Here is a 25,563-nt window from a genome sequence, read left to right as displayed (position 1 = left end):
CGTGTATAACTAAAAAATCCCCTTAACCTCTGCACTAGGAGTGCTCGCCATGCAACACTCAGTTACCCAAAGTCAGGCGTTGGAAGTAGATGTCATGGAAGTTTGGGCGCAAAGCGCTCAGCAACAACGCGCCGCCTTTGATGCTGTTGCTGCTTATATGCGTAAGCAATAGGCTCACACATCAGTAAGTGTTCAAACTGCATCAGCTCACTAGCGAGCCGATGCAGTAGCCCTCTCAGAGTTACCTACTTATTACCTGGTTATTATCCAGTTATTACCTAGTTAGGTTTGAAAGTTTGCCGTATTTTTCCTAGCGTCCACGACTCTCCTCCCCTGGATTAAGCTCAGCCAAGTAAGTATCTTGCAAGATATACATTCGCTTTACATCACGATACTTGCCGTTGATGAAAAACTCCTTAACTAAGTGCCCTTCTTCAATAAACCCACTCTCTTCGTAGAGGTGAATGGCTTTGATGTTATCCACCGCAACAATGAGATACACCTTATGTAAGTTCAGGATGGTAAAGGAGTAGTGCAGCGCTTGGCGGATAAGCGAGCGGGCAAACCCTTTCCCCTGGTGATCCGGGGTAATGATGATCTGAAACTCGGCGCTACGATGGATATAGTCAATTTCAATTAGCTCTACCAAGCCAATCGCATGGCCGCTGCTGTCTTCTGCTACAAAACGGCGCTCCGCGTTGTCGTGGATATGCTTGTTGTAAAGTTCTTCCAGCTCATCAAATGATTCGTAAGGCTCTTCAAACCAGTACGACATAATACTTTGGTTATTATTCAGCTCATGCACGAAACGCAGGTCGTTACGCTCCAGAGCACGTAAATAAAGTTTATGACTCATTGCTGACTACTCGTATTAACGATGTTGAAACCTCGGCTATTGGGCGCTTAATGGCGCGATAGGTTCACTGCTGACGCTTTAGCCGTTGAAAAGAATAAAGTTCTGCCAGTGGATGATCGTTACCTTCAATCAACGCGCGCAACAGCTTGGCCCCCACTACGCTATAGGTAATGCCATTGCCGCCATACGCGAGTGCAAAATGCACCCTTGGCCCAAGCGATGCATGGGGGCCAAAGTAAGGCAGGCCATCACTCGTTTCCGCAAACGTACCTGCCCAACAAAAGGTAGGGTTGATATCCAGCGCTGGCCATAGCGTTTCGATCTTTGCGGCTAAGCCTTGGGCTTTTTCTATCACCCGCGCATCACGGCGTTCAGGAATATCTTCTTCGTCGTCATCGCCCCCTACCAGCAGGCGTCCATCCTGGGTAGAGCGCATATATAAATAGGGTCTTGCCGACTCCCATACCAGCGTATGGCGAAGTATGCCAAGCGCCTCATAGGGTAATGGATCCGTAACGAATGCGTAGCTGCTGCGATTAGCCGCCACCGATTCTGGCAACCAGTTTTGCGACTCGTACCCAGCGGCGATGACGACCTGCTGACAGCGTAGCGAGACGCCGTTAGTAAGGATTATTTCAACTCCCTGTGCACTGGGTTCTATTCGCTCAACTTGGGTACGGTCATACACCTCGCCACCCTGAGCCACCACCTTTTCAAACAGCTGATAAGCCATTCGATAAGGGTCTATGCTCGCAGCAAGTTCGGATAAAATGGCGCCGGGAGCTTCGAAGCCATATGTCGACAGCACCTCATGACGTTCAAGCCACGTAACATCAAACCCATGCTGTTGGCGTAACGCCAGCTCCGCTTTCAGGGCGGCTACGTCCTCCTCATTGCTCGCATAATAGAGGCTATGATGGCGCTCAAAGGCCACATTACCCAACTCTGCCGCTAAGCCTTCCAGCGTCAGAATAGCGTCGGCGCAGGCCTGGTACGCCATTACTGCGTTCGCCTCCCCATACTGCTCAGCCAAATCCACCATGTGGGTGTCGATTTCGTACTGCAGCAACGCAGTGCTGGCCGCAGAACTGCCCCACCCTACTTCACGCCGCTCTACCACCACAACGTGATGGCCATGGCGGCTTAGCTCATTAGCGATTAACGCCCCGGTTATCCCCCCTCCTATGATGACCACTTCGCATTCATGGTCTCTGATTAATTGTGGAAACGCCGTCAATAACCCATTTTTTACCGCCCAAAACGGGTAGCCACTTTTAAGATCCATCTCATCACCTATGCAGAGTTGTCCTACAGTATGCTGTTAACAATAGTTGGTTACGGCCACATTGCTCTGTTAACGAAGCGTTCAGGCGAGGAAATGTAGATGATCGATTTGCGTAGCGATACGGTGACCCGTCCTACGGCCGCCATGCTAGATGCCATGATGACCGCCCCGTTGGGAGATGATGTATGGGGTGACGACCCGACCGTCAATGCCTTTCAAGCGGCACTTGCCCAGCAGGCAGGTAAAGAGGCGGCACTGCTGTTTCCCAGCGGCACCCAAAGCAATTTGGTCGCGCTGATGGCCCACTGCGAACGGGGCGATGAGTATATTGTTGGGCAGTCTGCCCACACCTACCGGTATGAAGGCGGTGGAGCAGCGGTGTTAGGCAGCATTCAGCCACAGCCGATTGAGAACGACGAAGATGGCAGCCTTCCCCTGGAAAAAATTTCCGCTGCAGTAAAGGCAGATGACTTCCACTTTGCACGCACTCGGTTATTGGCATTGGAAAACACCATCGGCGGCAAGGTGTTGCCCGCTGCCTATATACAGCAGGCAACTGATTTAGCTCGCCAACATGGTTTATCAACGCACCTAGATGGCGCCCGGCTATTTAATGCCGTCGTGGCAACTGAACGCTCGTTGAAGCAGCTCTGCCAACCGTTTGATAGCGTGTCGCTGTGCTTCTCTAAAGGGCTTGGCACGCCGATGGGGTCTGCCCTGGTCGGCTCCCAAGGGCTGATTGATAAGGCACGCCGATTACGTAAGATGGTCGGCGGAGGCATGCGCCAATCAGGCATTATTGCTGCGGCTTGCCAGCATGCGCTGGACCACCACGTAAGCGATCTTGTTCACGACCATCGCCGAGCGGCCCGCTTGGCAGAAGGGCTCTCGGCACTTCCCGGGGTTGAAGTAACCTCTCAGGCCACTAACATGGTGTTTGTCCGCTTTCCCGATACGCATGTGCAGCCACTGGCAACGTGGCTAAAAGAGCACGGCATTCTCATTGAGCTACTTTACGCGACGCGCCTTGTTGTCCACCGCGATATAAGCGATGCAGATATTGATGAGGTAATCGCGGTCATGCAGCGCTACTTCGAGTGCCAGTAGCTTCGTTTAAATGCTAATACAGCCGCCAGTCAAAAGTTTGAACTGCCTCACGCTTTCGCCTCATTAGCGTGGGGCTCTGCGAAAAAGCCGTCTACACTCTAAGTGCGTATTTTGCGTACAAGGGATCTTAGTAAATGACGTCATCCTCCTGCCCTGCCGCTCTGCTTTTAACGAGCGGCTTGCTCCTTGCGACGGTTGCCTTTGGGCAACCGTCGGACACTACTTACCCGTGGGATGACGCACTGATTAACGCGGCTCAGCAAGTGACCCTGGGGCCAAGGCCCCTCTTTCTCGTTAATGATATGAGCACCGGGAATGCCCATGAGCGCCGGTTAAAATCCGAGCTGCTGGCCTGTGCGGCCGAGCAAACCCAGTGGCAACGCTCGCCCCTAACCATTGGGCACCGGGGGGCACCGCTTCAGTTTCCAGAACATACCCTTGAGTCTTATCTGGCAGGCGCCCAAGGCGGCGCCGGCATTCTAGAGTGTGATGTCACCTTTACTGCCGATGAGGAGCTGGTCTGCCGCCACTCCCAGTGTGATTTGCACTACACCACCAATATTGTGGAAACAGCCTTCGCCCAGCAGTGCAGCACTCCCCCCACGTTTGATGAGGCCACGGGTGAACTTACCAATGCTGCCGACATTCGCTGCTGTACCAGCGATATTACGCTGGCTGAGTTCCGCACGTTACAAGGCACCATGGAAGGGGTAAATACCGAGGCCACTACTCTGGAAGCCTATCTGGCCGGCACACCCCCCTGGCGCACCGACTTATACGCCACCCGGGGCACCTTAATGAGCCACGCAGACAGCATTGCTCTCTTCCAGCAATTGGGCGTAAAAATGATGCCCGAGCTAAAAGCGCCCATGGTGGACATGCCTTATACCGGCCACTCCGAAGAGGGGGGTACTCAGCAAAACTTTACCCAGAAAGAGTATGCGCAAAAACTAATTGATGAGTATTTAGCCGCGGGTATCAACCCACAAGACGTCTACCCCCAGTCATTTAACTTGGAAGACGTGCGCTACTGGATTGAAAACGCGCCTACCTTTGGCGCCCAGGCGGTGTATTTAGAGGGCCGCTACAGCGACGAACATTTTGATCACAACGACCCCGTTAGCTGGCAGCCCAGCATGGATGAACTCGTTGAACTAGGGGTCGCTATTCTCGCGCCACCCACGTGGATGCTGCTTGAACCCAACCCTAACTTTACGCCCACAGAAAGCGGCTCTCGGGCAGAAGAAGGGGCGGCTCCCAGCAGTGAAGACCATGCCCGTCGGCTACAGCCCTCACGCTATGCGCAAGAAGCGCGCGATGCCGGATTACTACTGATTGCATGGACAATGGAGCGTTCAGGGCCGCTAGCGGAAGGTAGCGAGTGGTACCACCACACCACTCAAGATGTTATCAGCCAAGAAGGCGATATACTTATTACGATTGATGCGCTGATTAATGACGCTGGTGTACGCGGTATTTTTACCGACTGGCCTGCCACGGTGGCATTTTTTGATAACTGTTCGCAGCGGGGCGCCCCTTAACACAGCAAGCGCCTTTTAACTCAGCCATACCTTGTTTTTAACAAAAATTTACTATTTAATTACAATTTGCATTATTTTAAAGATTTAATCGCCACTGGCAAAGCATCAAAACAACGGTAAACAGCACCCCGGCGTAGGCAAGGGAACCTAATCAGCACTGTTCGGGGAAATAAAAAAATCAAATAGCGGAACACTATGCATGCTTTCGGTTGGATGACACGCCTTCAGGCGGGTCTCTTCATACTATTGGTATGGTGTTATCCCGTTGTGGCTAATGCGGGCACTCTAACGCTATCGCCTCCCGTCCAAGAGCACTACGACTTGGGCGCAGCCACTAGCTATTGGCACGATACCCAAGGGCTTAGCTTGCCAGCGCTATTGGCGCTTAACCCGGCGTTTGAGGAAGTCCAAACTAAACGCGATTTAAATTTCGGCTACACCCAAAGCGATATTTGGTTACGAACTCAACTACATAACGACTCCGACGAGGCGGCCTCGTGGCTGGTACAGTTTGAATACCCCTTTCTGGATCACGTGACGCTGTACACGCTGCGGGGTCAGCTTAGCGAAGCGCAACACAGCGGTAGCGCACTGCCGGTATCCACGCGAGCCTTGGAGCACCGCCAAGCGGTCTTTCCGCTAACGCTAGAGGCAGGCGAAAAAGTCACGCTCTACACCCATGTCAGCGCATCGGGTAGTAAGTTTTTAAGCTATGCCTTAATGGCACCCGAGGCTTTTTATGCACAAAATGACCGTCATAATTTCTGGCTGGCGACCTATTTTGGCATGCTGTTAGCGCTCAGCACTTACAACCTGCTGCTGTTTTTTGGTTTAAAAGAACGGGTGTTTCTTTACTACGCGCTCTTTGCATTTGGCTTTACGCTGGCAATATTGACGTTTAACGGCCTCGGCACGCTGATATTCTGGAGTTTTTTAGGGGATAACTCGGCGCGCTTAGTAGCGATCGGATTTACCTTTGCCTCCACCATGGGCACGCTATTTGCCCAAAGCTTTCTCAATACTGCCCTCTACTGCCCTCGCTGGCACCGAACACTTTCTTTTTTTCGAGGATACTGCTGGCTAGCGCTGATGGCCGTGATGCTCTTGCCCACCCAGCCCGCTCTCCGCTTAATGGACATCACCGGGTTTACGGCATCGCTACTTATACTTGCGTGCGGTATTTATTGCAGTTGGCGTCGGGTGCCCAGTGCCCGCTTATTTGTACTCGCTTGGTCGCTATTTTTACTCGGCGCGGCGGTTTTTGCCCTGCGCAACCTTGGCCTACTGCCCGCTAATTTTATCACGCTACACGGCATACAAATCGGCTCAGCGCTGGAGATGCTGCTGCTCTCCTTTGCCCTCGCCGCGCGTTTTAACAAGCTTAAAAAGCAAAAAGAGCAAGCCCAAGCAGAAACCGTTGCCATGCTGAAACATCAAGAAACACTCTTAGAAGCCAAAGTAGCCGAGCGTACCTATGCACTAGAACGCTTAGCCAATCACGACATGCTTACCGGTTTGCTCAACCGCAATGGCTTAGCCCGCTGCGCCAGTCAAGCCCTAGAGCGCAGCCGCCAACAACATACCCCGCTTTCCCTGTTTATGTGTGACCTGGACCGCTTCAAGCCTATTAATGATGCGCATGGCCACGAAGCAGGCGACTTTGTACTTCAACAAGTAGCCAAACGGTTAGCACACTTAGCCCGAAATAATGACCACTGCGCGCGGTTTGGGGGAGATGAGTTTGTGGTTCTTTTTGAAGGGCTGTGCGACCCAAAAGCCATTGATGAACTGCGTTGCCGTATCGAACAGGCCATTCAACAACCTATCAAGCTTCCTGATGGTAAATTGATCTGCATTGGGGTCAGTATCGGCACGAGTACCAGTTATGATGCGAATGCAACGCTGGAAAGTTTAATGCGCGAAGCCGACCACAACATGTACGCGGTAAAGTCGTGCCAACCATGCTGCCGCTATGGTTCTGCGGGGTAACGGTCACTGGCTTTTTAAGAAAACAGCCTAGGAGAAAACCAGCAAGGCAGCACACCCCGCAGCCCCCACGGCGAAAGGTAAAAACTGGCTATTACGATCTTCTGGCAACTCCTCTTTTAGTACGTTGAGCACCAATCCCCCCGCTACAAAGGCATACACCAGGCTGATAACCGCGTCTGTTACTTGGAACGCCTGTCCTACTAACCAGCCCATAAACACAGCAGCCGCCAGCACCCACCGACCTTTGGCCATATAAATATGACGATGATGCTGCACCAAACCGTGATCGTTAACTAGAAAATGAAACCCCATGGCTAAAAAGAAGAACAACACTTCTGGTAGCTGATTATCGCGATATACCAATAGATAACCAATAAGGGCGTTATAGAGTGAAAAAGAACCAATGTGGACCCAGAAAACACCCTGTAATTTCCCCAGGGTGGCAGGCTTCTGTTTACCATCACGGCGGGAGTACTGCTTGGTTACCTGCTCCAAGCCGTAAAATACCGCTAAGCCCGTTAAAGCAACGATGTAGGCGTTATGCTCAAGCACAAAGAGCGGCCCATGGGCTGTAATAGTTTCATGGGCCTCACTAAGCGCCGGAAAAATGTGGACGAACACATAGCCCACTGAAACGCCCCCCGCAAAGGAGAGCCAAGCGCTCCGAGGGAGCGCATTCAAACGTTGAAGCTTGCCTGCAAATAGATGAATGGCCGCCAACCCTAGGGCAAATGCCAGCTGCAGCCACATAAAACAACACTCCTTGTTGCTTGAAGAATCGGACGTTAAAGGGTTGGGTTAATCAAACAAGCTCATGCGTTTCATCACGTTGTCGCGCTTAATTTGCCAATGGTATAGCGCCCCCGTTACGTGCAGCGCCAGCAAGGCAACAATGGCCCACCCCAAACGCTCGTGCCACATAAACAGCTCTTCTGAAAGCGCCTTATGCTCGCCAATTAGCCCCGGCAAGTGCCAGTGGAAAAACTCCACAGGGAACCCCCCGCTAGCGGTAGCGGCCCAGCCTAACAGCGGCATGACAATTAACGCCAAGTAGAGCAAGTGATGCACGCTGGTGCTGGCAACCCGCTCAAACCTATTAAGGGGTGGGTCATGATCTGGAATAAGAAATGCTAAGCGGGTAATGATGCGTAGCGTCATCAACAGCAAGAGGGCGACACCCAGCGTTTTGTGGCTCGTGTAGAGAAAATTAGTCAACGTATTGCCTACTAAATTGACGGTTCCCTCATAACCTAAAAACCCCAGCGTTAACCCGGTCAACAAGGAGAGCAGTACGACACCTGCCACCAACCAGTGCAGCACCCTGTGTGGGTAGATATAGTGATCCAACTCGTGCATTGAGTGCTCCTACGGCTAATCACGTGAGCTAATCGTGTACTACCAGAATTAAGCGTAGTTCAGTCATATAGAGTAGCAGAATTTATAACACCCCCTTTCGACTAATCTCTGTTTCTAGCGCTCGGAAAAACAGTGGCGCGCTGTGGGTGTCGCCAACTGTTCACGAATTAACTCACCAAGCCTTCGGGCTGGCTCTGAAGGCCGATGAGGCGCCCGGTGCAGGGCTAACTCAATCAAAGGTAACGCTGGCATACCGCTGCTTTCATCTAAAGGCCGTAGCGAAGGGGTCAGCATGCTGCGGGTAACCACTACCACGGCGAGCCCTGCGGTGACGATAGGCGCAAGGCCTGCCATAGACTGGCTGGTATAGGCCACGCGCCACGTTCGGCCAGCGGCTTGCAGCGCTTGTTCTGCCACGTCACGAAACAGATCCGCGCCTGGGGAGTAGAGGGCAAGCGGGATAGGGTCACTTAGCAGGGGGTGCTGGTTAATACCCACCGCCCAAACAAGCGGCTCACGGCGAATCACCTCTCCACCCGGCGAATTACGTTGGCGCGTTACCAGTGCCAGGTCAATCTCAGCGGCCTTTACCTGCTCAACCAGGTGCGCGCTGGTGCCACAAATTACCGTTAGGCCTACCGATGGGTAGAGTTGATGAAAGTAAGCAAATACCGACGGCAGTAGAGAAGCGTAATCTTCAGGAATACCAAGCGTTAAATCGCCCGTCACTTGCCGCGCCTGCATGTCGCTCCACGCTTCATCGTTAAGGGCTAGTAAGCGACGAGCATGGGTCAGTAAGCGCTCACCTTCAGAGGTGAAGCGTAAGCGCCGCCCTTCTCGCTCATGCAAACGAAGCGCTAACTGCGTTTCTAAACGCTGCAGCTGCATACTCACGGTGGACTGGGTATACGCTAACCGTTTGGCTGCGGCGGTCACACTACCCGTATCAGATATTGCCACCAGCGTTCGCAAAAGCGTCAGATCTAATGTGGGCGCTCGCATACATCACCATTATTGATAAAACCAATCACAAAAGATTGATATTGTGATACATCACTTCTGAGTATGCTGCGGGGAGTTTCAAAAAGACAAGGAGAACTCCATGTATCCCGCTCACTCAACCGTTGTGGCGTCACCTTGGTACAGCATTGTCGCGGCGTTAGTGGCCGTGATGCTCTGGAGCGTAGCTCCGCTATTGGCAGAGCTTGCCCGCACGTCTTCCCCACTGCAATTAACCGCACTCACACTCTTGGCAGGTGCCCTAGCCACACTTCCGCTTAGCCACAGGGTACCTGTGACAATGTTAAGTAAAAGGTGGCAGCTCAGCGTATGGCTGGGCGTTCCGCTGCTTATATTTGGCGCTGTCAGCAGTTACTTTATTGGCATGCGCCTGGCACCTGCCGCAGAAGCCGCCCTCATTACTTACACGTGGCCCGTATTGTTTGTGCTATTAAGTCAGTGGAGTCGCTTTGGCAAACTACGCATGGCAGGGGTTATAGGGGCACTTATCGCGTTTTCTGGCGCTGCCCTACTATTGTTACCCCAAGCGCTAAGTGGTGGGTTTGGCGGAGCAACCACTGGCTATGCATTAGCACTACTCGCTGCCTGCTGTTGGGCTCTTTACTCTTGGTTAGGCCAAGCGGCTCCGCTGGCCTTAACGCCGCTGCTGCCGCGCTTATTGCTGGTTGCTTGCGCGATTGCAACCAGTGCGAGCCTGCTCATGGAAGGAAGTATTGAGGTGCCGAGTGGCGACGCCCTGCTAGCAGGCATCGCCCTGGGGCTGGGTCCTTATGGCATAGCCATGGTCGCCTGGGACAAAGCGCTGCGCCTAGGGCAAGCAAGCATCGTTGGCAGCCTTGCTTATGGAGTACCAATTCTGGCGGCCGCGTTGTTAGTAGCAGCCGGGGTGAGCGTGCTGGATTGGCGGCCACCCTGTGCCGCCATGTTAGTAGTGGTAGGCTGTTTAAAAGCGGGTCGTTAACAGGCCATCTCACCCTATGGCAAGGGTAAGATGGCCTAAAAAGTCGGTACGCTTAACGCATAAACACGAGCGTTTGAACGTTGAGTTTATGCTTAGGTCGTCGGCTGAATATTTGCGGGTTCCGCACTTACCTGAAGCTCGAACATTCCGCTACCACGGGTGCTAAAGCCACGAGCAATGACGGTGTAGGTGCCCGGCAGCAGCGCTTGTTCCAGCAGTGCGTCGGTGCCGCTGCCACCATCATCATCACTGTAGGAGACGCCTTCACCGTATAGCTCAAGGTAGGCATCAAAGTCGCTGGAGCGCATGGCCAGCGTTACCTGAGAACTCTCTTCCAGGGTGAGTTCATAGGTCAGCGGTTCACCGCTGTACCAGCCATTTAACGTTTCACCCAGCGTTAACACGCCTTCATTACGCAGCTCGACGCCGTTAGGTAAATCACGCGGCAATACTGAAAGGGAAAATAAACCGCTGTCATTGCCAAAAGCGGTGCGCGCAGTGAGCCGGTACACGCCTGGCGCTAAGAAATCCGCAATTCGTGCGTCTAGGTTGCCCGCGCTGTCATCATCTTCGCGGAAATAGCCGTTAGGGCCTTCTAACTCAAGATAAGCATCTACGTCGCTTGAGCTCATCTCAATTTGGTACATGCCCGCGTCTTCAATGTCTAGCTCATAGTGAAGCGCCTGACCGCTGTACCAACCATTCAACGTCTCGTTAGAAGTAATTGTGCCATCGTTACGCAGCTCGCCATCTCCTGGTAACGTTTTTGGCTCAGCGGTTAACGTAAATAATCCATTGCCTTCACCGTAGGCCGAACGCGCGGTTACCTGGTAGTCACCAGGCGCGAGAAAATCGACAATTCGCGCATTGAGATTCCCTGCGCTATCGTCGTCTTCACGGTAATAGCCGCCGGGGCCTTCCAGCTCTAAGTAGGCATCAAAGTCATCGGCCAGCATCTCAATTTGATACATGCCAGCTTCTTCTATCGTGAGCGTTAACTCGCGGGAAGCCCCCTCAAGCCAACTATCAATAGGTGTCTCGATGGTGAGGGTGTCTGAATCACTCAGCTCAATGGCGCGGCTATTAATGCTAAAGGGGCCATAGCTGTGCTCATCGACGCCGCTAACCACCACTATGTACTCTCCACCCTCTTTGATAGGCTGGCGCAGCGTAGGGCCACTTCCCAGTAACGCTAGCTGGTCGTCATACAGTGCAAACACACCTTGTAATGCGCCCCGTAGGGAAAACTCAACCAGCGCCCCCTCTTCCAAATTGATGGCATAGCGTAAAAAGCGGCTACCATCTTTGCCATTTAGCTCGCTGGTTGACGTAATCTCCCCATTTACCCGCTCGCCTAGCGTTAAGCTTTCAAGCGTACTTTGTGGCTGAGGCTCTTCAGCATCAGGCTCCGAACTAGACAGTGTTTGCGCCGCTAAAAAACCAACAGCAGCACCGCCAACGGCAACAATAATTAGCGAAAGAGGAGAAGACTTGGCCATGGGGCATCCTTATGGGTGACAGTCATACGCGAGCTATAGCTAGGCTAAATTATATGATGCTTACATGAACAGCGTGAGCATTTAAAATACTGCAGCGCACAAAAAAACATTGTTCGATTATAAATTAGCCTGGGGGCAGTAACTGACTGAATCCCAAGGCCAACTACAAAAAATTAAAAAAATCGTAATTATGGAGCCATTTGCATCGATCTTCTTAAAGCTTGCTGACTCCAAACGGGCACGCTACTATCGGAGAGCCTAATCGGCACCTCATCGATGCATTACCCTCGATATGAAAAAACTGAGGTACTCCCATGGGAGCCCATAAGCGACTTATCCGAACGAGCTGTTTAGCAGCGATACTTATTGCGTGTACTGCTACAACCGCTGTTGCCAATGAGTTAGAAACACAACGAGGCGTTGCCTCTTTTTACAGTGACCGTTTTCAAGGCGCTACCACTGCCAGTGGTGAACGTTTTGATCAGCAGGCGCTAACGGCTGCTCACCCGAGCTTACCGTTCGGCACCAAAGTATTGGTCACCCGCCCCGATACAGGTCAGAAAGTGGAGGTTCTAATCAATGACCGCGGCCCCTTTGTTCAAGGGCGTGTCATTGACCTCTCTAAACGAGCAGCTACTAAGCTTGGCATGATTCGCCGAGGCACGGCGCCTGTTCTACTGACCCTGATAGACTAATCCTGCTGTTCTAGCCTGCAGTACAGGCGACGTAGCGAGTTAACGGATAGCACACCCGCAAGTGTGTGATACCCCTTAAACGAACAACTCAATACATTTGTTTCAGTTGCACCCACCTAGAGCGGCTTCTTAGCCGCTCTTTTTATGGTCACTGTTTTTTTACCTGTATCAGCCCTCCTATTTTTTCAAGGCGAACTTGCGAGCATGCTAGCAGTCTCTATCCTGCAAGAAGGAGATTCGCTTCGCATCAGCAGGAGGCATACATGCAATCACGGTTTTTTACCTTAACTGGCTACCCCACCGGCTTGCCCGAGCGCGAACTATTTTCGCTGGAACACCAGGAACTTCCCGCCCTCGGCGAAGGCGAAGTACGCATTCGCAACCACTGGCTGTCGGTTGACCCCTATATGCGTGGCCGAATGACCGGCATGCATACCTATATCGCACCTTTTGAGCTTGGCAAACCCATGGACGGTGGCGCTATAGGAGAAGTCATCGAGTCCAACGACTCTCGCCTCAAGATAGGAGATACCGTCAGCCACATGGGGGGCTGGCGAGATATTGCCCAGGTTTCTGCAGAGGGTGTCACCTCACTACCCGATATCGATGTGCCAGAGCAGGCATATTTAGGCGTCTTAGGTATGCCTGGCATGACCGCCTGGACAGGCTTAAATATCATCGCCGAGTGCAAACCAGGAGATAATGTGCTGGTCAGCGCCGCCAGCGGTGCTGTTGGGTCGTTGGCGGTTCAGCTTGCTAAAGCGAAAGGCTGTCACGTGGTCGGCATTGCAGGACCAGCTCATAAGCTCGCTTGGCTGGAATCATTAGGTATCGAGCCGGTAAGTTATCGTGACCGCACTGCTCAAGAACTTAGCGATGCTATTAAGCTGGCGAGCCCCAACGGTATTGATGTTTATTTCGAGAACGTTGGCGGCATCTGCTTAGAGGCTGCACTAAGCCAGCTTAATGAAGGCGCGCGGATTGCTGTCTGCGGCATGATTGATAGCTACAATGCAGAAACGCCGCCCCCTGGCCCTCGTAACTTAGCGCAACTGGTGGTGCGTAAAGCCAAAATGCAGGGCTTTATTGTGGCGGATCACTGGGCCAGCTACCGCTACTTTCTCAACGAAGTGGCGCCGCAAGTAGCAAAAGGCAGCATCAGCTATAAAGAAACGGTTCAGGAAGGGCTTGAAAGCACGCCTGATGCATTTTTAGCGCTTTTTGAAGGCGGCAACACCGGTAAAATGTTAGTCAAGCTAACGTAGCACCCAACAGCATAGACCCAAACAGGGCAACCCTAGGGCTGCCCTGTTTCTTAAACGCTATATGTAATAGCCATCCCTTTAAAAACGTCCTTTAAAAACCGTATTTAAAAACCGTTCTTTAAAAGCTAAGCTCCACCCCGCCATATACGCTGCGCCCTGGGGCGGGTTCATAGTAGCGGCCAAAAGTGCCATTTAAGCGCACATTGTCATAATACGTTTCATCAAACAGGTTCCGAACTCCTAAATAAGCGTTTAAGCGCGTATCGCCTCCTAATTGCCAACCATCTCCCACCCGTAGGTTCACCAGCCAATAGCTATCAATTTTTGTCTCATTGGCGTTATCCGCTACCAGGTCACCAACATACTGGGTTTCCAGCGTGGCAAAGCGTTCATCCAACCCCTGCCAAGTAAGCTGGTTCATCCAGGTTTGCTCGGGTAGGCCTGGAATACGGTTACCATCAAAGCGCTCGTTTGGGGTGGCAAAACTATCAAACTCATAGCGCGCCAGCGTTAAAGCGCTATCTAAGCGCCACTGGTCGGCAAGTCGCCAACCAACCGCCAACTCCAGGCCATCGCGGCTGGTATCACCAGCGTTTTGGTAGAAGGTGCGGCCCCCTTCATCAAAAGGCACCAGTTCATCACGAACCCGTACTGAAAATAGCGCCAAATCATAATCCATCGCCAATGGCGCCATATAGCCACGTAGACCTACTTCTCGGTTCCAGGCTTTTTGTGGCTCCACAGCAGGGTTAAAACCACCGCCTGCCGGGTTAGCAAACTCGGCAAAGGTTGGCGTTTCAAAGGCGGTACCCGTATTGATATAGGCTTGATGCTGTGGACGGTAACGGTAACTAAGCCCCGCCGAACCGCTCCACTCGTTAAAGGTGCGCTCGCCACTTTGGTCGCCATCTTCAAAATAGCGGTCATCCACCTTTAGCTCCACGCGGTCAAAGCGGGCGCCAAGAGAGAACGTCACCTGCTCGGTCAGTGCCAAATCACCCTGGGCAAATACCCCGGTAGAGGTCGCGGTTTGAGTCTCTGCCGCCGACTGTTCACCAACGCTACCTTGAGCGTTAACGTTGTTACGAAAGCGCTCATCCTCTTGGCGCGCCACGTCTGAGCCCACAATGTAGTTTAGCGGTAGGCCGCCCAAGGTGATGTCGTGGTGATATTCGCTGCTGGCGCCAACATAGTCCCGCTGAAAGCCCAGGCGGCTATCGCCTACAAAGGGCAACTGTTGCTCAAAGTCACGCCGGGCGATAAACCCCTTAAGGTAAAATTCGCCAGGGCCCGCGGTTAAGTCTTCGTACTGTAGGCCAATCAGCTGTTGATCAACCCGCTGCCGGGCGTCCAGTGCTAAGGCATTGGGGGCCGCCTGGTGTCGCCCACTCGAAACTTCACTGGCGTTCAACGCCCCCGGATCTTCTGAACGTGGGTTTTCAAGCAAATTGATAATGGCGGTTAACGCCCGCTCACTGCCTAACTCACGGCGCAGCTTGGCATTCAGCAAGTACTTTTCAGTTGAGCTTTGCTCACGGTAGCCGTCCACCTTGAGTGCCGAAAGACTCACATGGTGCGACCAGTCTCCTTGGGCTCCCCCCTGCTGCAGCGCCACTTTTTGGTAACCGTCGCTGCCCGCACCTACGCTAAGCCGTGTGCCTGGGTTATCGCGACCATCGGCGGTGGTGACATCAATTACCCCACCCGCCGCATTGCCATAAAGCACCGAGGAGGGCCCGCGAATCACCTCAATACGCTCAGCGCTGTTTAAATCAATCGCATCTAGCTGGGCCTGCCCATCTGGCAGGGTATAAGGAATGCCATCTACCATTACCGTGATGCCACGCACACCAAACGGGGCACGGGCCCCAAACCCGCGAATGGCAATACGCTGCCCCTGGGCAAAGTTATCGCGGTTTTGCAAAAACACGCCGGGCACCCGTGTAAGCGACTCATCCAGCCTGACACCCTGCTGCCCTTGGGCTATATCCTCTCGCTCCAGAGTGGAAACTGCCGCTGGGGTAGCGTAAAGCTCACGTGCCAAACGCGGGGCGCTCACCTCCACCGTGGACAGTGCTGTTGTGTCACTCACATTAGCAGAGGGTTGTGCCATTACCGGCACGCTAGCCACAGCACCAGCAAACAGTAGCGAAGAGGGCAGCATTTTTTTCATGGCATTCCCAATAAATATTGAAACAGATGATGGCTTGGTGGTTCACGCTTGACTGAGTTGAAACGGCTCTATTGCCCGCCGTGGCGCTGGCGGTGCAGTGCATGAACTTGAGCGTCCAACCCGGGCACGGGGCCATCTACAGCGAGCCCCGGCACAACGTCATTGATAGAAAGCGTTGCCACAGGGGGAGGCGCAACACCCAGTTCAGCCAGCCATACTCCCAGCTGCTGGGAGGAGCTAACATAGACAATTCGCCCAAGCCCCACCCACCCATGGGCAGCGGCACACATTGCACAGTGCTCACCCGAGGTGTACACCGTTGCCGTAGCCCGCTCTGCTGGCGACAGATGATTAGCCGCCCAGCGAGCCAAAGCGAACTCTGGGTGCTGCGTAGCGTCTCCCCCAGCAATACGGTTACGCTCTTCCGCGAGGATCTCGCCTTGGGCACTAACCAGTACACTGCCAAAAGGCTCGTCACCCTTGTGTAACGCCTCTTTTGCAAGCTCAACCGCGCGCTCAAGAAACCTCATCTCATGCGCTGCCACCATTACTCTTTCTCCTTATCACCGAACGTAACGTGCGCTTGACTATTTTTTACCTGAACCGACTATCACCATGTTTCACTATAGTGGCAAAAGTTCTACCACTTTAACTAACAATGCCATCGGTAACAGTAATGAACACTATTAACCCTAACAAACTGCACCACAGCAAATGGACCGCCGTCATACCTCAAAATAGAGAAAAACACTTTATCGTGACGCAACTGCTGCGGAATGAAGAAGAAACGGTGGAGCATGTTGTGCTGGAGGCAGTTCACTCTCACCGTGAGATCACGCTGGCATGGCAAGCGCTTAAAGACGACACCACCTGGAAGATGGGATGGAAGTAGCCGTCGACATAGCCGCGCCTAGAAAATAAACATAAAAGGCTTTGACGTCGCGTCTAAATCGTGGCACTGTAGCGTCAGTTGGTTAGCAAGCGGCATGGTTTCAGAAGTGTACGATCTTTTTCGGCAGCCTGATATTGTATTCCTTGTTTCACCCGCTACTTAAATCTGGGTAATACCAGGAACTTTATTACGGCGCATTAGCGCGAAAGGATCTAGACAATGGCAACTGGCACAGTTAAATGGTTTAACGACACTAAAGGTTTTGGTTTCATCGCTCCTTCTGACGGTGGCGACGACCTTTTTGCTCATTTTTCTGAAATTCAGTCTGACGGTTTCAAAACCCTTCAAGAAGGCGCTAACGTTTCTTTTGACGTTACCCAGGGTAAGAAAGGCCTTCAGGCTTCTAACATCAAGCAAATCTCCTAAGCCCTAAGCTTTAGAGTTTGCTCAGACCCTCAAAAGTCTGAATAACAAGGCCCGCTTATGCGGGCCTTGTTGCGTTTGGGCACCCACCTTTTGGGTGCCCGCTTTAGCTACGCGACTGACACACGCGAGTAAGCAACTAAGCGCACATCTACCGTTAGCGTTAGCGTATCCAGCGCTGCTGCCCGTGCACGCCCTTCTGCGCTCGCCCGATACAAATGCGGTGTCATCGCCAGCAAATCAGCTATCCTTTCTGTCCCCTCAAGCGATAACTCATAACAAAGCGATAGGGTTTGCTGATGTGCAAAGCCGTTAGGCACGCTTGCCTCCACAGAGCGCTCTGGCTTTAACGTGGGATAGATCACTTCCCGCAGTTCGCGCAAATGGTTTGGCCCTGCCTCCACTTGCAACAGCAGGCCGCCTGGCTTTAACACACGGGCAAACTCACCTGCTACGGGAAAGCCAAACATACACAGAACACAATCCAGCGTGGCCGACTGTACCGGCAAATGGGCATTACTGCCTACCACCCAACTTGCTTGAAGCGTATCCTGCTTAGCTGCGGCTAACACTGCCCACTTAGAAATATCCAGCCCCATTAATGATAAAGGCACGGAACCGGGTACCGCTTTTGCCAAGTGACGCAGGTAGTATCCTTCACCACATCCCGCATCCAGGCAGCTATAAGGTGCATTAGGCAAACCGGAGCCCGCGCGGTGCTCCTCCACCGCACTATTTACTGCTTTTGCAATAGCTTCATAGTAGCCACCATTAAGAAACCGCTGGCGAGCCGCCACCATGGCTTTACTGTCGCCGGGATCATGGGAACGCTTGTGCTGTACGGGCAACAGATTAACGTAACCCTGCTTGGCAATGTCGAAACTATGCCCTGCCGTGCAACGCCACGTACCGCCCAACATCTCTAACGGCTCACCATCCAATGGGCAAGCCAGTGCTTGAAAAGGGGTTATGCTCATAGGCGTTTCATCATTGAAATAGAAAGAGTAAATAAATATGCGGCTTGGAAAGTACAACGCAGAAAATGCGATGACGCTTAAACACGGTAAAGGCTAACACACCATGCATCGACTACTGCGTATTGCGGGCGCTTGGCCCTATTTGATTGCCATTTTTCTAAATGCCTTTGTGGATTTAGGGCATAAAATCGTTATTCAAAATACGATTTTCAAAAGCTATGACGGCACCGCCCAGGTCGTGCTCACTACGCTAGTGAATGGATTAATCTTACTGCCGTTTATTTTGCTCTTTAGCCCGGCAGGCCACGTGGCGGATAGCTACCCAAAGGTGCGCATTTTACGCGTTTCCGCCTGGGCCACCGTAGCAGTTTCACTGGGCATCACCACTGCTTACTACCAGGGGTGGTTTTGGCTGGCGTTTGCCATGACGCTACTGCTGGCGATTCAGTCGGCCTTCTACTCCCCGGCTAAATACGGCTTAGTGAAAGGGTTGTTCGGCAAACCTCGCTTAGCGGAAGCCAATGGGTTGATCCAAGCTGTCACCATTGGCGCTATTCTGGCAGGCACCGTGGCGTTTACTGCCCTGTTTGAAAGCTGGGTGTCGCCTGATGCCGAAACACCAAATAAGTTGTTACGCCAAATAGCTCCCCTGGGCTGGTTGCTAGTGCTTAATAGCATCCTCCAAGTCGCGACGCTTTACCGTCTCCCGCTGGATAGCACCCAACGCTCTGATACACCGCTAACGTGGCAGCGCTACCTCAAAGGTGCTGCCTTGAAAGGTAACCTGCGGATCATCGCGCGTCAGCCCGTCATTAGGCTTTCCATTATTGGTCTTGCTACTTTCTGGTCGGTGGGGCAGGTGCTGCTAGCCGCTTTCCCCGCCTACGCTAAAGATGCCCTTAGCATTGATAACACCTTAGTACTGCAAGGCATTCTTGCAGCCAGCGGTATGGGTATTGCGCTGGGTTCTTTGCTTGCCAGCAAGCTTTCTCACAATCGGATTGAAACCGGCTTAATTCCCGTAGGGGCACTCGGGGTAGCGTTAGGGCTATGGTGCCTGCCGCTATTCGCTACGCCCACTGGCCAAGCAGTTAATTTCATCTTTATTGGCATTATGGGCGGGCTATCTATTGTGCCGCTTAATGCGCTGATACAGTTTCACGCCGCTGATAACGAGCTAGGCACTGTACTAGCCGCCAATAACTGGATTCAGAACATCGCCATGCTGGGCTTTCTTGTACTCACCGCACTGTTCGCATTAGTGGGTGTAGAAAGCCTTTACCTGCTACTGCTGATTGCCAGCGTCGCTTTGGTGGGCGGCGGTTACACCGTCATAAAGTTGCCACAAAGCCTGGTACGTTTTCTGCTGAGTTTTTTGCTGACGCGCCGTTACCGTGTCGATGTTCACGGGCTGGAAAACCTGCCCGCTCAAGGCGGCGTACTGCTACTAGGCAATCATATTAGCTGGGTGGATTGGGCCATGGTACAGATCGCCAGCCCCCGCCCCGTGCGTTTTGTGATGCTGAAATCCGTTTATCAGCGCTGGTACCTTCGCGGTTTTCTAAAAGCGCTTGGCTGTATCCCCATTGAACGCGGCAGCGCAGCTGAAAATGCGCTGGCAGATGTGGCTAAACAACTCAACGCCGGCGAAGTGGTGTGCCTGTTTCCTGAGGGGGCCATTAGCCGCACTGGCCAGCTGGGCGAATTCCGCCGCGGCTATGAGCGTGCCTGCAAAATGGCTAACGCTGATGTCAACATCGTCCCCTTTTACCTACGCGGACTATGGGGTAGCCAGTTTTCACGCTCTTCTAGCAAACATAAAGAGTTACGCAACGCACCTCTGCACCGTTCGGTCGTGGTCGCCTTTGGCAAGCCGCTAGCGAAAGATACCTCTGCCGATGTGCTCAAACGACGTATTTTTGAGCAGGCCACCCACTCCTGGCAGCATGCCGTCGATGAGCTACCCACGCTATCTGAGGCCTGGATACGCAGCGTGAAACGTAACCCAAGCGCCCCGGCACTCACGGACCCCAGCCGCTCGCTCAATGCAAGCCAAGCGCTTACCACCAGCCTGCTATTAGCAAAACGTATTCGTAAACTTGCCCCTGGGAAAAACGTGGGGTTATTGTTGCCCACCAGTAGCACTGGCGTACTTGCCAATATGGCGACACTCCTGGCTGGCAAAACGCTGGTAAACCTTAACTACACTGATAGCCAAACAGCACTTGCATCAGCACTCGCCCAAGCCGAGGTCAGCACGGTGCTGACCTCGCGCCACTTTGTTGAACAACTTAAGCAACAAGGGCTAAACGTCAGCCAATTGCTAACCAATATTCAGGCGGTCTACCTGGAAGACCTGCAGTCGGCTTTTGGCAGCACTGAACGCCTCAGCACCTGGCTTACCGTTCGTCTACTGCCGGCGGGGGTACTTAAGCGCCTGTTCTGTAGCAACCAAGACGCCGACCGTACCGCAGCCATTGTGTTTCTAAGCGGCGAAGGAGACCAACCAAAGGGCGTAATGCTGAGCCACCGCAACCTGATGGCCAACATCAAGCAGACCTCTGATGTACTCAACACCCAGAGTAACGATGTGGTGATGGGGTCGGTTCCGCTATTCCATGCCTTTGGGCTAACGGTCACCCAACTGCTGCCGCTAATAGAGGGCCTGCCGCTGGTGTGTCACGCCGACCCTAACGACCCAATCGGCATTGCAAGGGCGATTGCCAAGCATAAAGCCACTATTATGTTCGGCACATCGCATTTTCTAGCACTACTGAACCGCCGCCAAGAAGTGCATCCGCTAATGCTGGAAAGCCTGCGTGCCGTGGTTATCGGTGCAGAATTACGGGATGAGCGCATATGCCACGACTTCACGCTCAAGTTCCACAAGCCCATTTACAGAGGCTATGGGGCGACAGAAACCGCGCCCGTTGCATCGGTCAACCTGCCTGATGCCATGGATATTAACCACCAGCATATTCAACGCGGCAAAAAATCAGGCACCGTAGGCATGCCACTGCCCGGCACCAGTTTCAAAATCGTCGACCCTGAAAACTTTCAAGAGCTGCCCACCGGTGAGGCAGGCATGATATTGATCAGCGGCCCTCAAGTGATGCAGGGGTATTTAAACGACCCGAAGCGCACTGCAGCTGCCATTAAAGTGATCGATAGCCACCGCTGGTTCGTTACAGGCGATAAGGGATTTATCGATGAAGATGGCTTCTTAACCCTTCTCGATAGCGCTTCCCGCGTTGCCAACATAGAAGCTGAACCATAGCCTCAGCGTGATTTAGGGCGGTGAAAGCCGCCCTAAATCACCTCAACACAACGCTTATAGCTATTAGCAATGCCGATCGCCGAACCATGAAGCGCATGGGTTGCTGCTTGTATTGATGGCCTACTCAGGCGGTTTTTCAGCAGCGTGCCCCGTTCCCTGGGAGGGATTACTTTGGCCTTCTCCACGCGCAATATCCTCATGGCTAATCACCACAACATCACGCGGCCACCACTCGGGATGGTTATCGCGAATAAACGTCATGAGTTTTTCACGCACGTTCATCTCTGCCGTCCAGCCTGCTAACGGATCGGAGGTCATCAAATAGCAGGAGATCGTTTGCGCTGTGCCATTTTGCGCAGTCACATAACACAGTAGCTTGTGGTGTTCGATAATCGACTCTTCCGCTTCAGCAAACTCAATAAACTTCTCCCGAAGCAGTGAGATGTCCGCACTCAGGTGAAGCGTTAGCTCCAAACAGCGGTAAAGCTTGGCACTTTTGACCGACAAATTCTCAAAAGGCTTAGAGACAAAATAGGTAACCGGCACAATCAGCCGCCGTTCGTCCCACACTCTTAGGCGAATAAAGGTGTAGAAGATCCCTTCCACATAGCACCACCGGCCTTCAAACATCACCAGATCGCCAATGCGGATAGGTTTCGCGAACGATAATTGAAAGGAGGACAAAATGTTGCCAAGCATTGCTTGGCCAGCAATCCCCACCAGCACTGCCAGCACACTGGCCGAGGCAAGAATAGAGAGCCCCATCGTCTCAAAGAGCTGGATTTGCCCCAGCACATAGACCGTCACACCAATAACCGTGATGAGAATAATGATCCGACGCAGTGCATAAAGCGATGTCAGCAGCCTGCGCTGGTCTCTGGGTTTGGTGTCATCGATTTCCCCCACCAGCCGACGCGTTAAGCGCAGCATAATGGTATCCACAAGGCGAAGCGCTATGGTGCCCATTCCCCATGCCAATACAGCGATTAACAGTACGCGGAACGTCGTAGTGGCCACCGCAGAAAAAGACACTACATAGCTCAATAACATCTGCGTAATCAGCGAGATAACGATCAGTGCCATGGGAATTTTAATGCGGGCAACAAAGATACTCTGGGCACCGGAGGGCAACAACTTGGCCGCTAACCCAACAATGCCATAAACCAACCATCCCACTAAACCGATAAACAGCAGGAACAAAGGAAGAGCAAGCCACTCCCACACCATCAACATGCCGAACGACGATTTGAAGCGGTCGGGAATATACTCTTCCAAAATTGAGGGGCCATATTCATCATAAAGCACGGGAATCGATGAAACGCTCTCCGGCATAATCAGCCAAACAGGGTCTTCATCGTGCAATTGATAGCGGCCAAGCCGAATATCGTAGGCCTCGCCTCCGGCCTGAAGCGAGGTAATTTCAATATCTCGACGTGGCATCCCAGCCTGCGGGTTCTGGCCAGTGGCGTCCTCAATGGCCGCATCCTGGCGCCCGGAAAGGCGTGAAACATTTAACCATTCACCGCGCTTAAACACCTCTGCCAGCTGCTCAGCCAGCTCACTACCCTGTTCGGCCTGCTCATCCGCCGATAGGTCAGAAAGATTAAGCAGGTGGGCCGCCGCGGCATAATTCTTCTCATTGGTAAGCTCGACAAAACTGCGTACTGTTTCCCGTGGCGTTCTACGCTTCACGTCTTCCGGGACATCCCCTAGCCCCACGTTCAATTCATCAACACTGAACCACAGCCTGTCCTCGCGCTCTTCTCCTTGAGTTTGCGCCGCGCAGAGGCTAGAAAGAGCGAGCGTGATTACCAGTACGAACCATACGGGCCATGAGTAATTTGCTTTCATACATGCCTTATTGTTTAAGGTAAGCCAAGTGTCAGTTTGACCATTTACGACCACCCATAAGCCTGTATTTAATGCTGGCCTTCCATGGCGGCGGTTAGACAAAGTACAGACTACCATCGTTGATCAGGCAAGGGCCGTCAGCGCACGACCGAAAAGGGCTGGGAACAAACTTGCTGATTTTAACAGCGCAAAATGGCGCGACAAACGACCAGTGGTACGTGACGAGATCGACTACCTGGGTGCCTCCTTCGACGATATGGCCCAACAGATTGTCTCTCAGATCAAACAACTCAAAGAGAAAGACGCCCAGCGCCGCCAGCTGATCGCCCAGGTATTTCATGACCTGCGTACGCCACTGGCCTCCATGCAAGGGTATATTGAAAGCCTGAAGTTAAGGCGTGACCGCCTTACTCCTGAGGAGCAGGATCGCTTTCTTGATATCGCCCTTAAAGAGGGCCGCCGTTTAAGCCGCTTAGTGGATGAGCTTACTGGGCGCCACCTCCAACCGCTGGTCGATGAAGCGGCTCGGCAAACGCTGGAAGCCGCTGCACAAGTACGCTTACCCCATCTTAGGCTTAGTGCTGCTGCACTTCTTCTGGGTAGTGCGTGCCGACCTGCAAGAGTGGGCGATGTACGCCGCTATTGCGGCGCTTATCATGGCCACCCGCCTGCCCTCCATCGCCCGCACACTGCCTAAAGTACGCTATCGCCTCAGCCGCTGTTAGAAACGGCACACACAGGTTAGCCACCTATACTGAACAGGAGAGGACACACATACGTTGAAAGGGGAAAGCTCATAGCGCCGCAGATTTCAGCTTGTGTAATGCATTGCCTCACTATAATTTACTGACATGGAAGGCCCTGCTATACAGCGTTATTGCCCAGTAACGCCTGAACAGAACTGACAAAGGTGACGTCTATGCCCCCCGCTGTCTCTCCGCTGCAAATTTCATTGCTACATCACCCGGGCCATGGCGCTTGTTGCTGTGGCTCGCCGCTGCTTCAACGCTTCCATGAACGCATGATGGCCGAGATCTCCCGTCGTCAATTAATCGGTGGTGCCGCGGCGGTGATGGCGCTTTTTGCTGGTTTACATGCCCCAGCGTCAATCGGTAGCCAACCCAAGCGTCAAGGTGGCCCTCTACTGCTAACCAACCTTGCCCTGTTTGATGGCAACGGCACAGCGCTGCGCGAAGGTGTAACCGTGCGCATTGAAGAGGGCCGCATTCAGGCAATTTTGCCTCAGGATGCCCCTGCGGAAGGTGCCGAACTGATCGATTGCGGCGGCCGCGTTTTAATGCCGGGATTGATCGACGCCCACTGGCACACCACTTTGGCGGCGATTAGCCAAGTCGCCGCCATGACCTCAGACGTAGGCTATGTGCATCTAGTGGCTGCCCAGGAAGCAGAGCGCACACTGATGCGGGGCATTACGTCGGTGCGGGATGTAGGCGGGCCGTCTTTCGCGCTAAAACGCGCTATTGATGAAGGCATTGTGGCGGGGCCGCGTATTTTTCCTGCTGGCGCCATGATCTCCCAAACCTCGGGCCACGGCGATTTTCGTATGCGCCATGACGTGCCTCGGGGTAGCACGACCCCCTTGAGCGAACAGGAGCGCCAAGGGGTAGCCGCCATCGCCGATGGTGAAGCCGAAGTGCTACGGCGCACCCGTGAGCAGCTGATGCTAGGGGCAACGCAAATTAAGTTAATGGCGGGTGGCGGGGTCGCTTCCACCTACGACCCACTGGATAGCACCCAATTTACCGAGCGCGAACTACGCGCAGCGGTTGAAGCGGCGGAAGACTGGGGCACCTACGTTATGGTGCATGTGTATACCCCCCGGGGCATTCAGCGGGCGCTAAGAGCTGGCGTTAAATCGATAGAGCACGGCCAGCTGGCCGATGAAGAAACCGCCCGAATGATGGCGGGCGAAGGCGCGTGGTGGAGCCTTCAACCCTTCCTCCAGGATGAAGATGCCAACGTTTACCCCGATGCGGCTCGTCGCGAAGCCCAGCGCCAAGTGGCAGAAGGCACGGTGCGGGCCTATGAGCTCGCCCAGCGCTTCGATATTAAAACCGCCTGGGGCACCGATATTCTGTTTAGCCCGCAAAATACGCCCAATCAACTGCGCCAGCTGGCCAAGCTCACCCGCTTTTACGACCCCTTAACGGTGCTGGCTATGGCAACAGGACGCAACGGCGAACTGTTAGCGCTTTCTGGCCCGCGTAACCCCTACCCCGGCACGCTAGGTAAAATTGAACCCGGCGCGCTTGCCGACCTGCTCTTGGTCGATGGTGACCCTAGCCAAAATCTTGATTTTCTTCATGATCCAGAGCGTAACCTACGCCTGATTATCAAAGGTGGACGCATCTACAAAGACACCTTACAAAGATAAT

21 protein-coding genes are annotated in these 25,563 nt (G+C 53.2%); 11 read left to right on the top strand and 10 right to left on the bottom strand.

The window, feature by feature from the left end:
• Positions 1–310: 310 nt before the first annotated feature.
• Both BB497_07430 and BB497_07425 read right to left on the bottom strand, forming a co-directional pair.
• The gene (locus tag BB497_07430) at positions 311–856 is read right to left on the bottom strand and encodes a spermidine acetyltransferase (GenBank protein ID AVI62543.1); all 546 of its coding nucleotides are present in this window, start codon (positions 854–856) and stop codon (positions 311–313) included.
• A gap of 64 nt (positions 857–920) precedes the next feature.
• Entirely contained in the window at positions 921–2,141 is a 1,221-nt protein-coding gene (locus BB497_07425) for an amino acid oxidase (GenBank protein ID AVI62542.1), read from the bottom strand.
• 99 nt (positions 2,142–2,240) lie between these two features.
• On the opposite strand from BB497_07425, the gene BB497_07420 reads away from it, so the two are divergent.
• From BB497_07420 to BB497_07410, 3 genes are all read left to right on the top strand, one after another.
• On the top strand, positions 2,241–3,248 hold the full coding sequence (locus tag BB497_07420) for a threonine aldolase (GenBank protein AVI62541.1): 1,008 nt from the start codon (positions 2,241–2,243) through the stop codon (positions 3,246–3,248).
• 134 nt (positions 3,249–3,382) lie between these two features.
• Positions 3,383–4,789 carry a glycerophosphodiester phosphodiesterase gene (locus BB497_07415; GenBank protein AVI62540.1) on the top strand — a complete coding sequence of 469 codons (1,407 nt, stop codon included), beginning with the start codon at positions 3,383–3,385 and terminating at the stop codon, positions 4,787–4,789.
• 195 nt (positions 4,790–4,984) lie between these two features.
• On the top strand, positions 4,985–6,778 hold the full coding sequence (locus tag BB497_07410) for a diguanylate cyclase (protein ID AVI62539.1): 1,794 nt from the start codon (positions 4,985–4,987) through the stop codon (positions 6,776–6,778).
• Positions 6,779–6,805: 27 nt separating this feature from the next.
• On the opposite strand, the gene BB497_07405 is transcribed toward BB497_07410, so the two are convergent.
• The 3 genes from BB497_07405 to BB497_07395 all read right to left on the bottom strand — a co-directional run bounded on the left by BB497_07405 (position 6,806) and on the right by BB497_07395 (position 9,136).
• Positions 6,806–7,528 (bottom strand): hypothetical protein, encoded by a 723-nt coding sequence (locus BB497_07405; protein ID AVI62538.1) that lies wholly within the window; start codon positions 7,526–7,528, stop codon positions 6,806–6,808.
• A 48-nt stretch (positions 7,529–7,576) separates the two neighbouring features.
• Positions 7,577–8,134 (bottom strand): cytochrome B, encoded by a 558-nt coding sequence (locus BB497_07400; protein AVI62537.1) that lies wholly within the window; start codon positions 8,132–8,134, stop codon positions 7,577–7,579.
• A gap of 114 nt (positions 8,135–8,248) precedes the next feature.
• The gene (locus BB497_07395) at positions 8,249–9,136 is read right to left on the bottom strand and encodes a transcriptional regulator (GenBank protein ID AVI62536.1); all 888 of its coding nucleotides are present in this window, start codon (positions 9,134–9,136) and stop codon (positions 8,249–8,251) included.
• 100 nt (positions 9,137–9,236) lie between these two features.
• Here BB497_07395 and BB497_07390 point away from each other — a divergent pair, with 100 nt between their 5' ends.
• Positions 9,237–10,115 carry a hypothetical protein gene (locus BB497_07390; GenBank protein AVI62535.1) on the top strand — a complete coding sequence of 293 codons (879 nt, stop codon included), beginning with the start codon at positions 9,237–9,239 and terminating at the stop codon, positions 10,113–10,115.
• Positions 10,116–10,207: 92 nt separating this feature from the next.
• On the opposite strand, the gene BB497_07385 is transcribed toward BB497_07390, so the two are convergent.
• Positions 10,208–11,614: a hypothetical protein gene (locus BB497_07385; GenBank protein AVI62534.1), complete on the bottom strand. Its 1,407-nt coding sequence runs from the start codon at positions 11,612–11,614 to the stop codon at positions 10,208–10,210.
• 314 nt (positions 11,615–11,928) lie between these two features.
• On the opposite strand from BB497_07385, the gene BB497_07380 reads away from it, so the two are divergent.
• Together BB497_07380 and BB497_07375 are read left to right on the top strand one after the other, a co-directional pair.
• The gene (locus BB497_07380; GenBank protein ID AVI62533.1) at positions 11,929–12,309 is read left to right on the top strand and encodes a hypothetical protein; all 381 of its coding nucleotides are present in this window, start codon (positions 11,929–11,931) and stop codon (positions 12,307–12,309) included.
• 263 nt (positions 12,310–12,572) lie between these two features.
• The gene (locus BB497_07375) at positions 12,573–13,574 is read left to right on the top strand and encodes an NADP-dependent oxidoreductase (protein AVI62532.1); all 1,002 of its coding nucleotides are present in this window, start codon (positions 12,573–12,575) and stop codon (positions 13,572–13,574) included.
• 118 nt (positions 13,575–13,692) lie between these two features.
• Here the strand turns inward: BB497_07375 and BB497_07370 are convergent, their stop codons facing one another.
• Positions 13,693–15,747 carry a TonB-dependent receptor gene (locus BB497_07370; protein AVI62531.1) on the bottom strand — a complete coding sequence of 685 codons (2,055 nt, stop codon included), beginning with the start codon at positions 15,745–15,747 and terminating at the stop codon, positions 13,693–13,695.
• A gap of 68 nt (positions 15,748–15,815) precedes the next feature.
• Positions 15,816–16,295: a tRNA-specific adenosine deaminase gene (locus BB497_07365; protein ID AVI62530.1), complete on the bottom strand. Its 480-nt coding sequence runs from the start codon at positions 16,293–16,295 to the stop codon at positions 15,816–15,818.
• Between the two features lie 128 nt (positions 16,296–16,423).
• On the opposite strand from BB497_07365, the gene BB497_07360 reads away from it, so the two are divergent.
• Both BB497_07360 and BB497_07355 read left to right on the top strand, forming a co-directional pair.
• Complete coding sequence (locus BB497_07360) at positions 16,424–16,639, top strand: hypothetical protein (protein ID AVI62529.1); 216 nt, start codon at positions 16,424–16,426, stop codon at positions 16,637–16,639.
• Between the two features lie 219 nt (positions 16,640–16,858).
• Positions 16,859–17,065, top strand: a complete 207-nt coding sequence (locus BB497_07355; protein AVI62528.1) for a cold-shock protein — start codon at positions 16,859–16,861, stop codon at positions 17,063–17,065.
• Positions 17,066–17,172: 107 nt separating this feature from the next.
• Here the strand turns inward: BB497_07355 and BB497_07350 are convergent, their stop codons facing one another.
• The gene (locus tag BB497_07350) at positions 17,173–18,039 is read right to left on the bottom strand and encodes an rRNA (guanine-N1)-methyltransferase (GenBank protein AVI62527.1); all 867 of its coding nucleotides are present in this window, start codon (positions 18,037–18,039) and stop codon (positions 17,173–17,175) included.
• Between the two features lie 103 nt (positions 18,040–18,142).
• On the opposite strand from BB497_07350, the gene BB497_07345 reads away from it, so the two are divergent.
• On the top strand, positions 18,143–21,316 hold the full coding sequence (locus BB497_07345) for a 2-acyl-glycerophospho-ethanolamine acyltransferase (protein ID AVI62526.1): 3,174 nt from the start codon (positions 18,143–18,145) through the stop codon (positions 21,314–21,316).
• A gap of 120 nt (positions 21,317–21,436) precedes the next feature.
• Here BB497_07345 and BB497_07340 read toward each other — a convergent pair whose 3' ends face one another.
• The gene (locus tag BB497_07340; GenBank protein AVI62525.1) at positions 21,437–23,167 is read right to left on the bottom strand and encodes a mechanosensitive ion channel protein MscS; all 1,731 of its coding nucleotides are present in this window, start codon (positions 23,165–23,167) and stop codon (positions 21,437–21,439) included.
• A gap of 211 nt (positions 23,168–23,378) precedes the next feature.
• On the opposite strand from BB497_07340, the gene BB497_07335 reads away from it, so the two are divergent.
• Complete coding sequence (locus BB497_07335; protein AVI62524.1) at positions 23,379–23,864, top strand: hypothetical protein; 486 nt, start codon at positions 23,379–23,381, stop codon at positions 23,862–23,864.
• Between the two features lie 222 nt (positions 23,865–24,086).
• Positions 24,087–25,562, top strand: coding sequence for a hydrolase (locus tag BB497_07330; protein ID AVI62523.1), 1,476 nt, complete (start codon positions 24,087–24,089; stop codon positions 25,560–25,562).
• Position 25,563 lies beyond the last annotated feature (1 nt).

Origin of the sequence: Halomonas sp. GFAJ-1 (assembly GCA_002966495.1) — a bacterium.
Lineage (GTDB): Bacteria > Pseudomonadota > Gammaproteobacteria > Pseudomonadales > Halomonadaceae > Vreelandella.
Note: the sequence above shows the minus strand (reverse complement) of the source record. Positions and strands in the feature narration are given on the sequence as shown.

What these genes read in the sequence shown, in the direction of transcription:
- BB497_07430 (AVI62543.1), bottom strand. Translation starts at nt 856, where the DNA reads ATGAGTCATAAACTTTATTTACGTGCTCTGGAGCGTAACGACCTGCGT.
- BB497_07425 (AVI62542.1), bottom strand. Translation starts at nt 2,141, where the DNA reads ATGGATCTTAAAAGTGGCTACCCGTTTTGGGCGGTAAAAAATGGGTTA.
- BB497_07420 (AVI62541.1), top strand. Translation starts at nt 2,241, where the DNA reads ATGATCGATTTGCGTAGCGATACGGTGACCCGTCCTACGGCCGCCATG.
- BB497_07415 (AVI62540.1), top strand. Translation starts at nt 3,383, where the DNA reads ATGACGTCATCCTCCTGCCCTGCCGCTCTGCTTTTAACGAGCGGCTTG.
- BB497_07410 (AVI62539.1), top strand. Translation starts at nt 4,985, where the DNA reads ATGCATGCTTTCGGTTGGATGACACGCCTTCAGGCGGGTCTCTTCATA.
- BB497_07405 (AVI62538.1), bottom strand. Translation starts at nt 7,528, where the DNA reads ATGTGGCTGCAGCTGGCATTTGCCCTAGGGTTGGCGGCCATTCATCTA.
- BB497_07400 (AVI62537.1), bottom strand. Translation starts at nt 8,134, where the DNA reads ATGCACGAGTTGGATCACTATATCTACCCACACAGGGTGCTGCACTGG.
- BB497_07395 (AVI62536.1), bottom strand. Translation starts at nt 9,136, where the DNA reads ATGCGAGCGCCCACATTAGATCTGACGCTTTTGCGAACGCTGGTGGCA.
- BB497_07390 (AVI62535.1), top strand. Translation starts at nt 9,237, where the DNA reads ATGTATCCCGCTCACTCAACCGTTGTGGCGTCACCTTGGTACAGCATT.
- BB497_07385 (AVI62534.1), bottom strand. Translation starts at nt 11,614, where the DNA reads ATGGCCAAGTCTTCTCCTCTTTCGCTAATTATTGTTGCCGTTGGCGGT.
- BB497_07380 (AVI62533.1), top strand. Translation starts at nt 11,929, where the DNA reads ATGGGAGCCCATAAGCGACTTATCCGAACGAGCTGTTTAGCAGCGATA.
- BB497_07375 (AVI62532.1), top strand. Translation starts at nt 12,573, where the DNA reads ATGCAATCACGGTTTTTTACCTTAACTGGCTACCCCACCGGCTTGCCC.
- BB497_07370 (AVI62531.1), bottom strand. Translation starts at nt 15,747, where the DNA reads ATGAAAAAAATGCTGCCCTCTTCGCTACTGTTTGCTGGTGCTGTGGCT.
- BB497_07365 (AVI62530.1), bottom strand. Translation starts at nt 16,295, where the DNA reads ATGGTGGCAGCGCATGAGATGAGGTTTCTTGAGCGCGCGGTTGAGCTT.
- BB497_07360 (AVI62529.1), top strand. Translation starts at nt 16,424, where the DNA reads ATGAACACTATTAACCCTAACAAACTGCACCACAGCAAATGGACCGCC.
- BB497_07355 (AVI62528.1), top strand. Translation starts at nt 16,859, where the DNA reads ATGGCAACTGGCACAGTTAAATGGTTTAACGACACTAAAGGTTTTGGT.
- BB497_07350 (AVI62527.1), bottom strand. Translation starts at nt 18,039, where the DNA reads ATGAGCATAACCCCTTTTCAAGCACTGGCTTGCCCATTGGATGGTGAG.
- BB497_07345 (AVI62526.1), top strand. Translation starts at nt 18,143, where the DNA reads ATGCATCGACTACTGCGTATTGCGGGCGCTTGGCCCTATTTGATTGCC.
- BB497_07340 (AVI62525.1), bottom strand. Translation starts at nt 23,167, where the DNA reads ATGAAAGCAAATTACTCATGGCCCGTATGGTTCGTACTGGTAATCACG.
- BB497_07330 (AVI62523.1), top strand. Translation starts at nt 24,087, where the DNA reads ATGCCCCCCGCTGTCTCTCCGCTGCAAATTTCATTGCTACATCACCCG.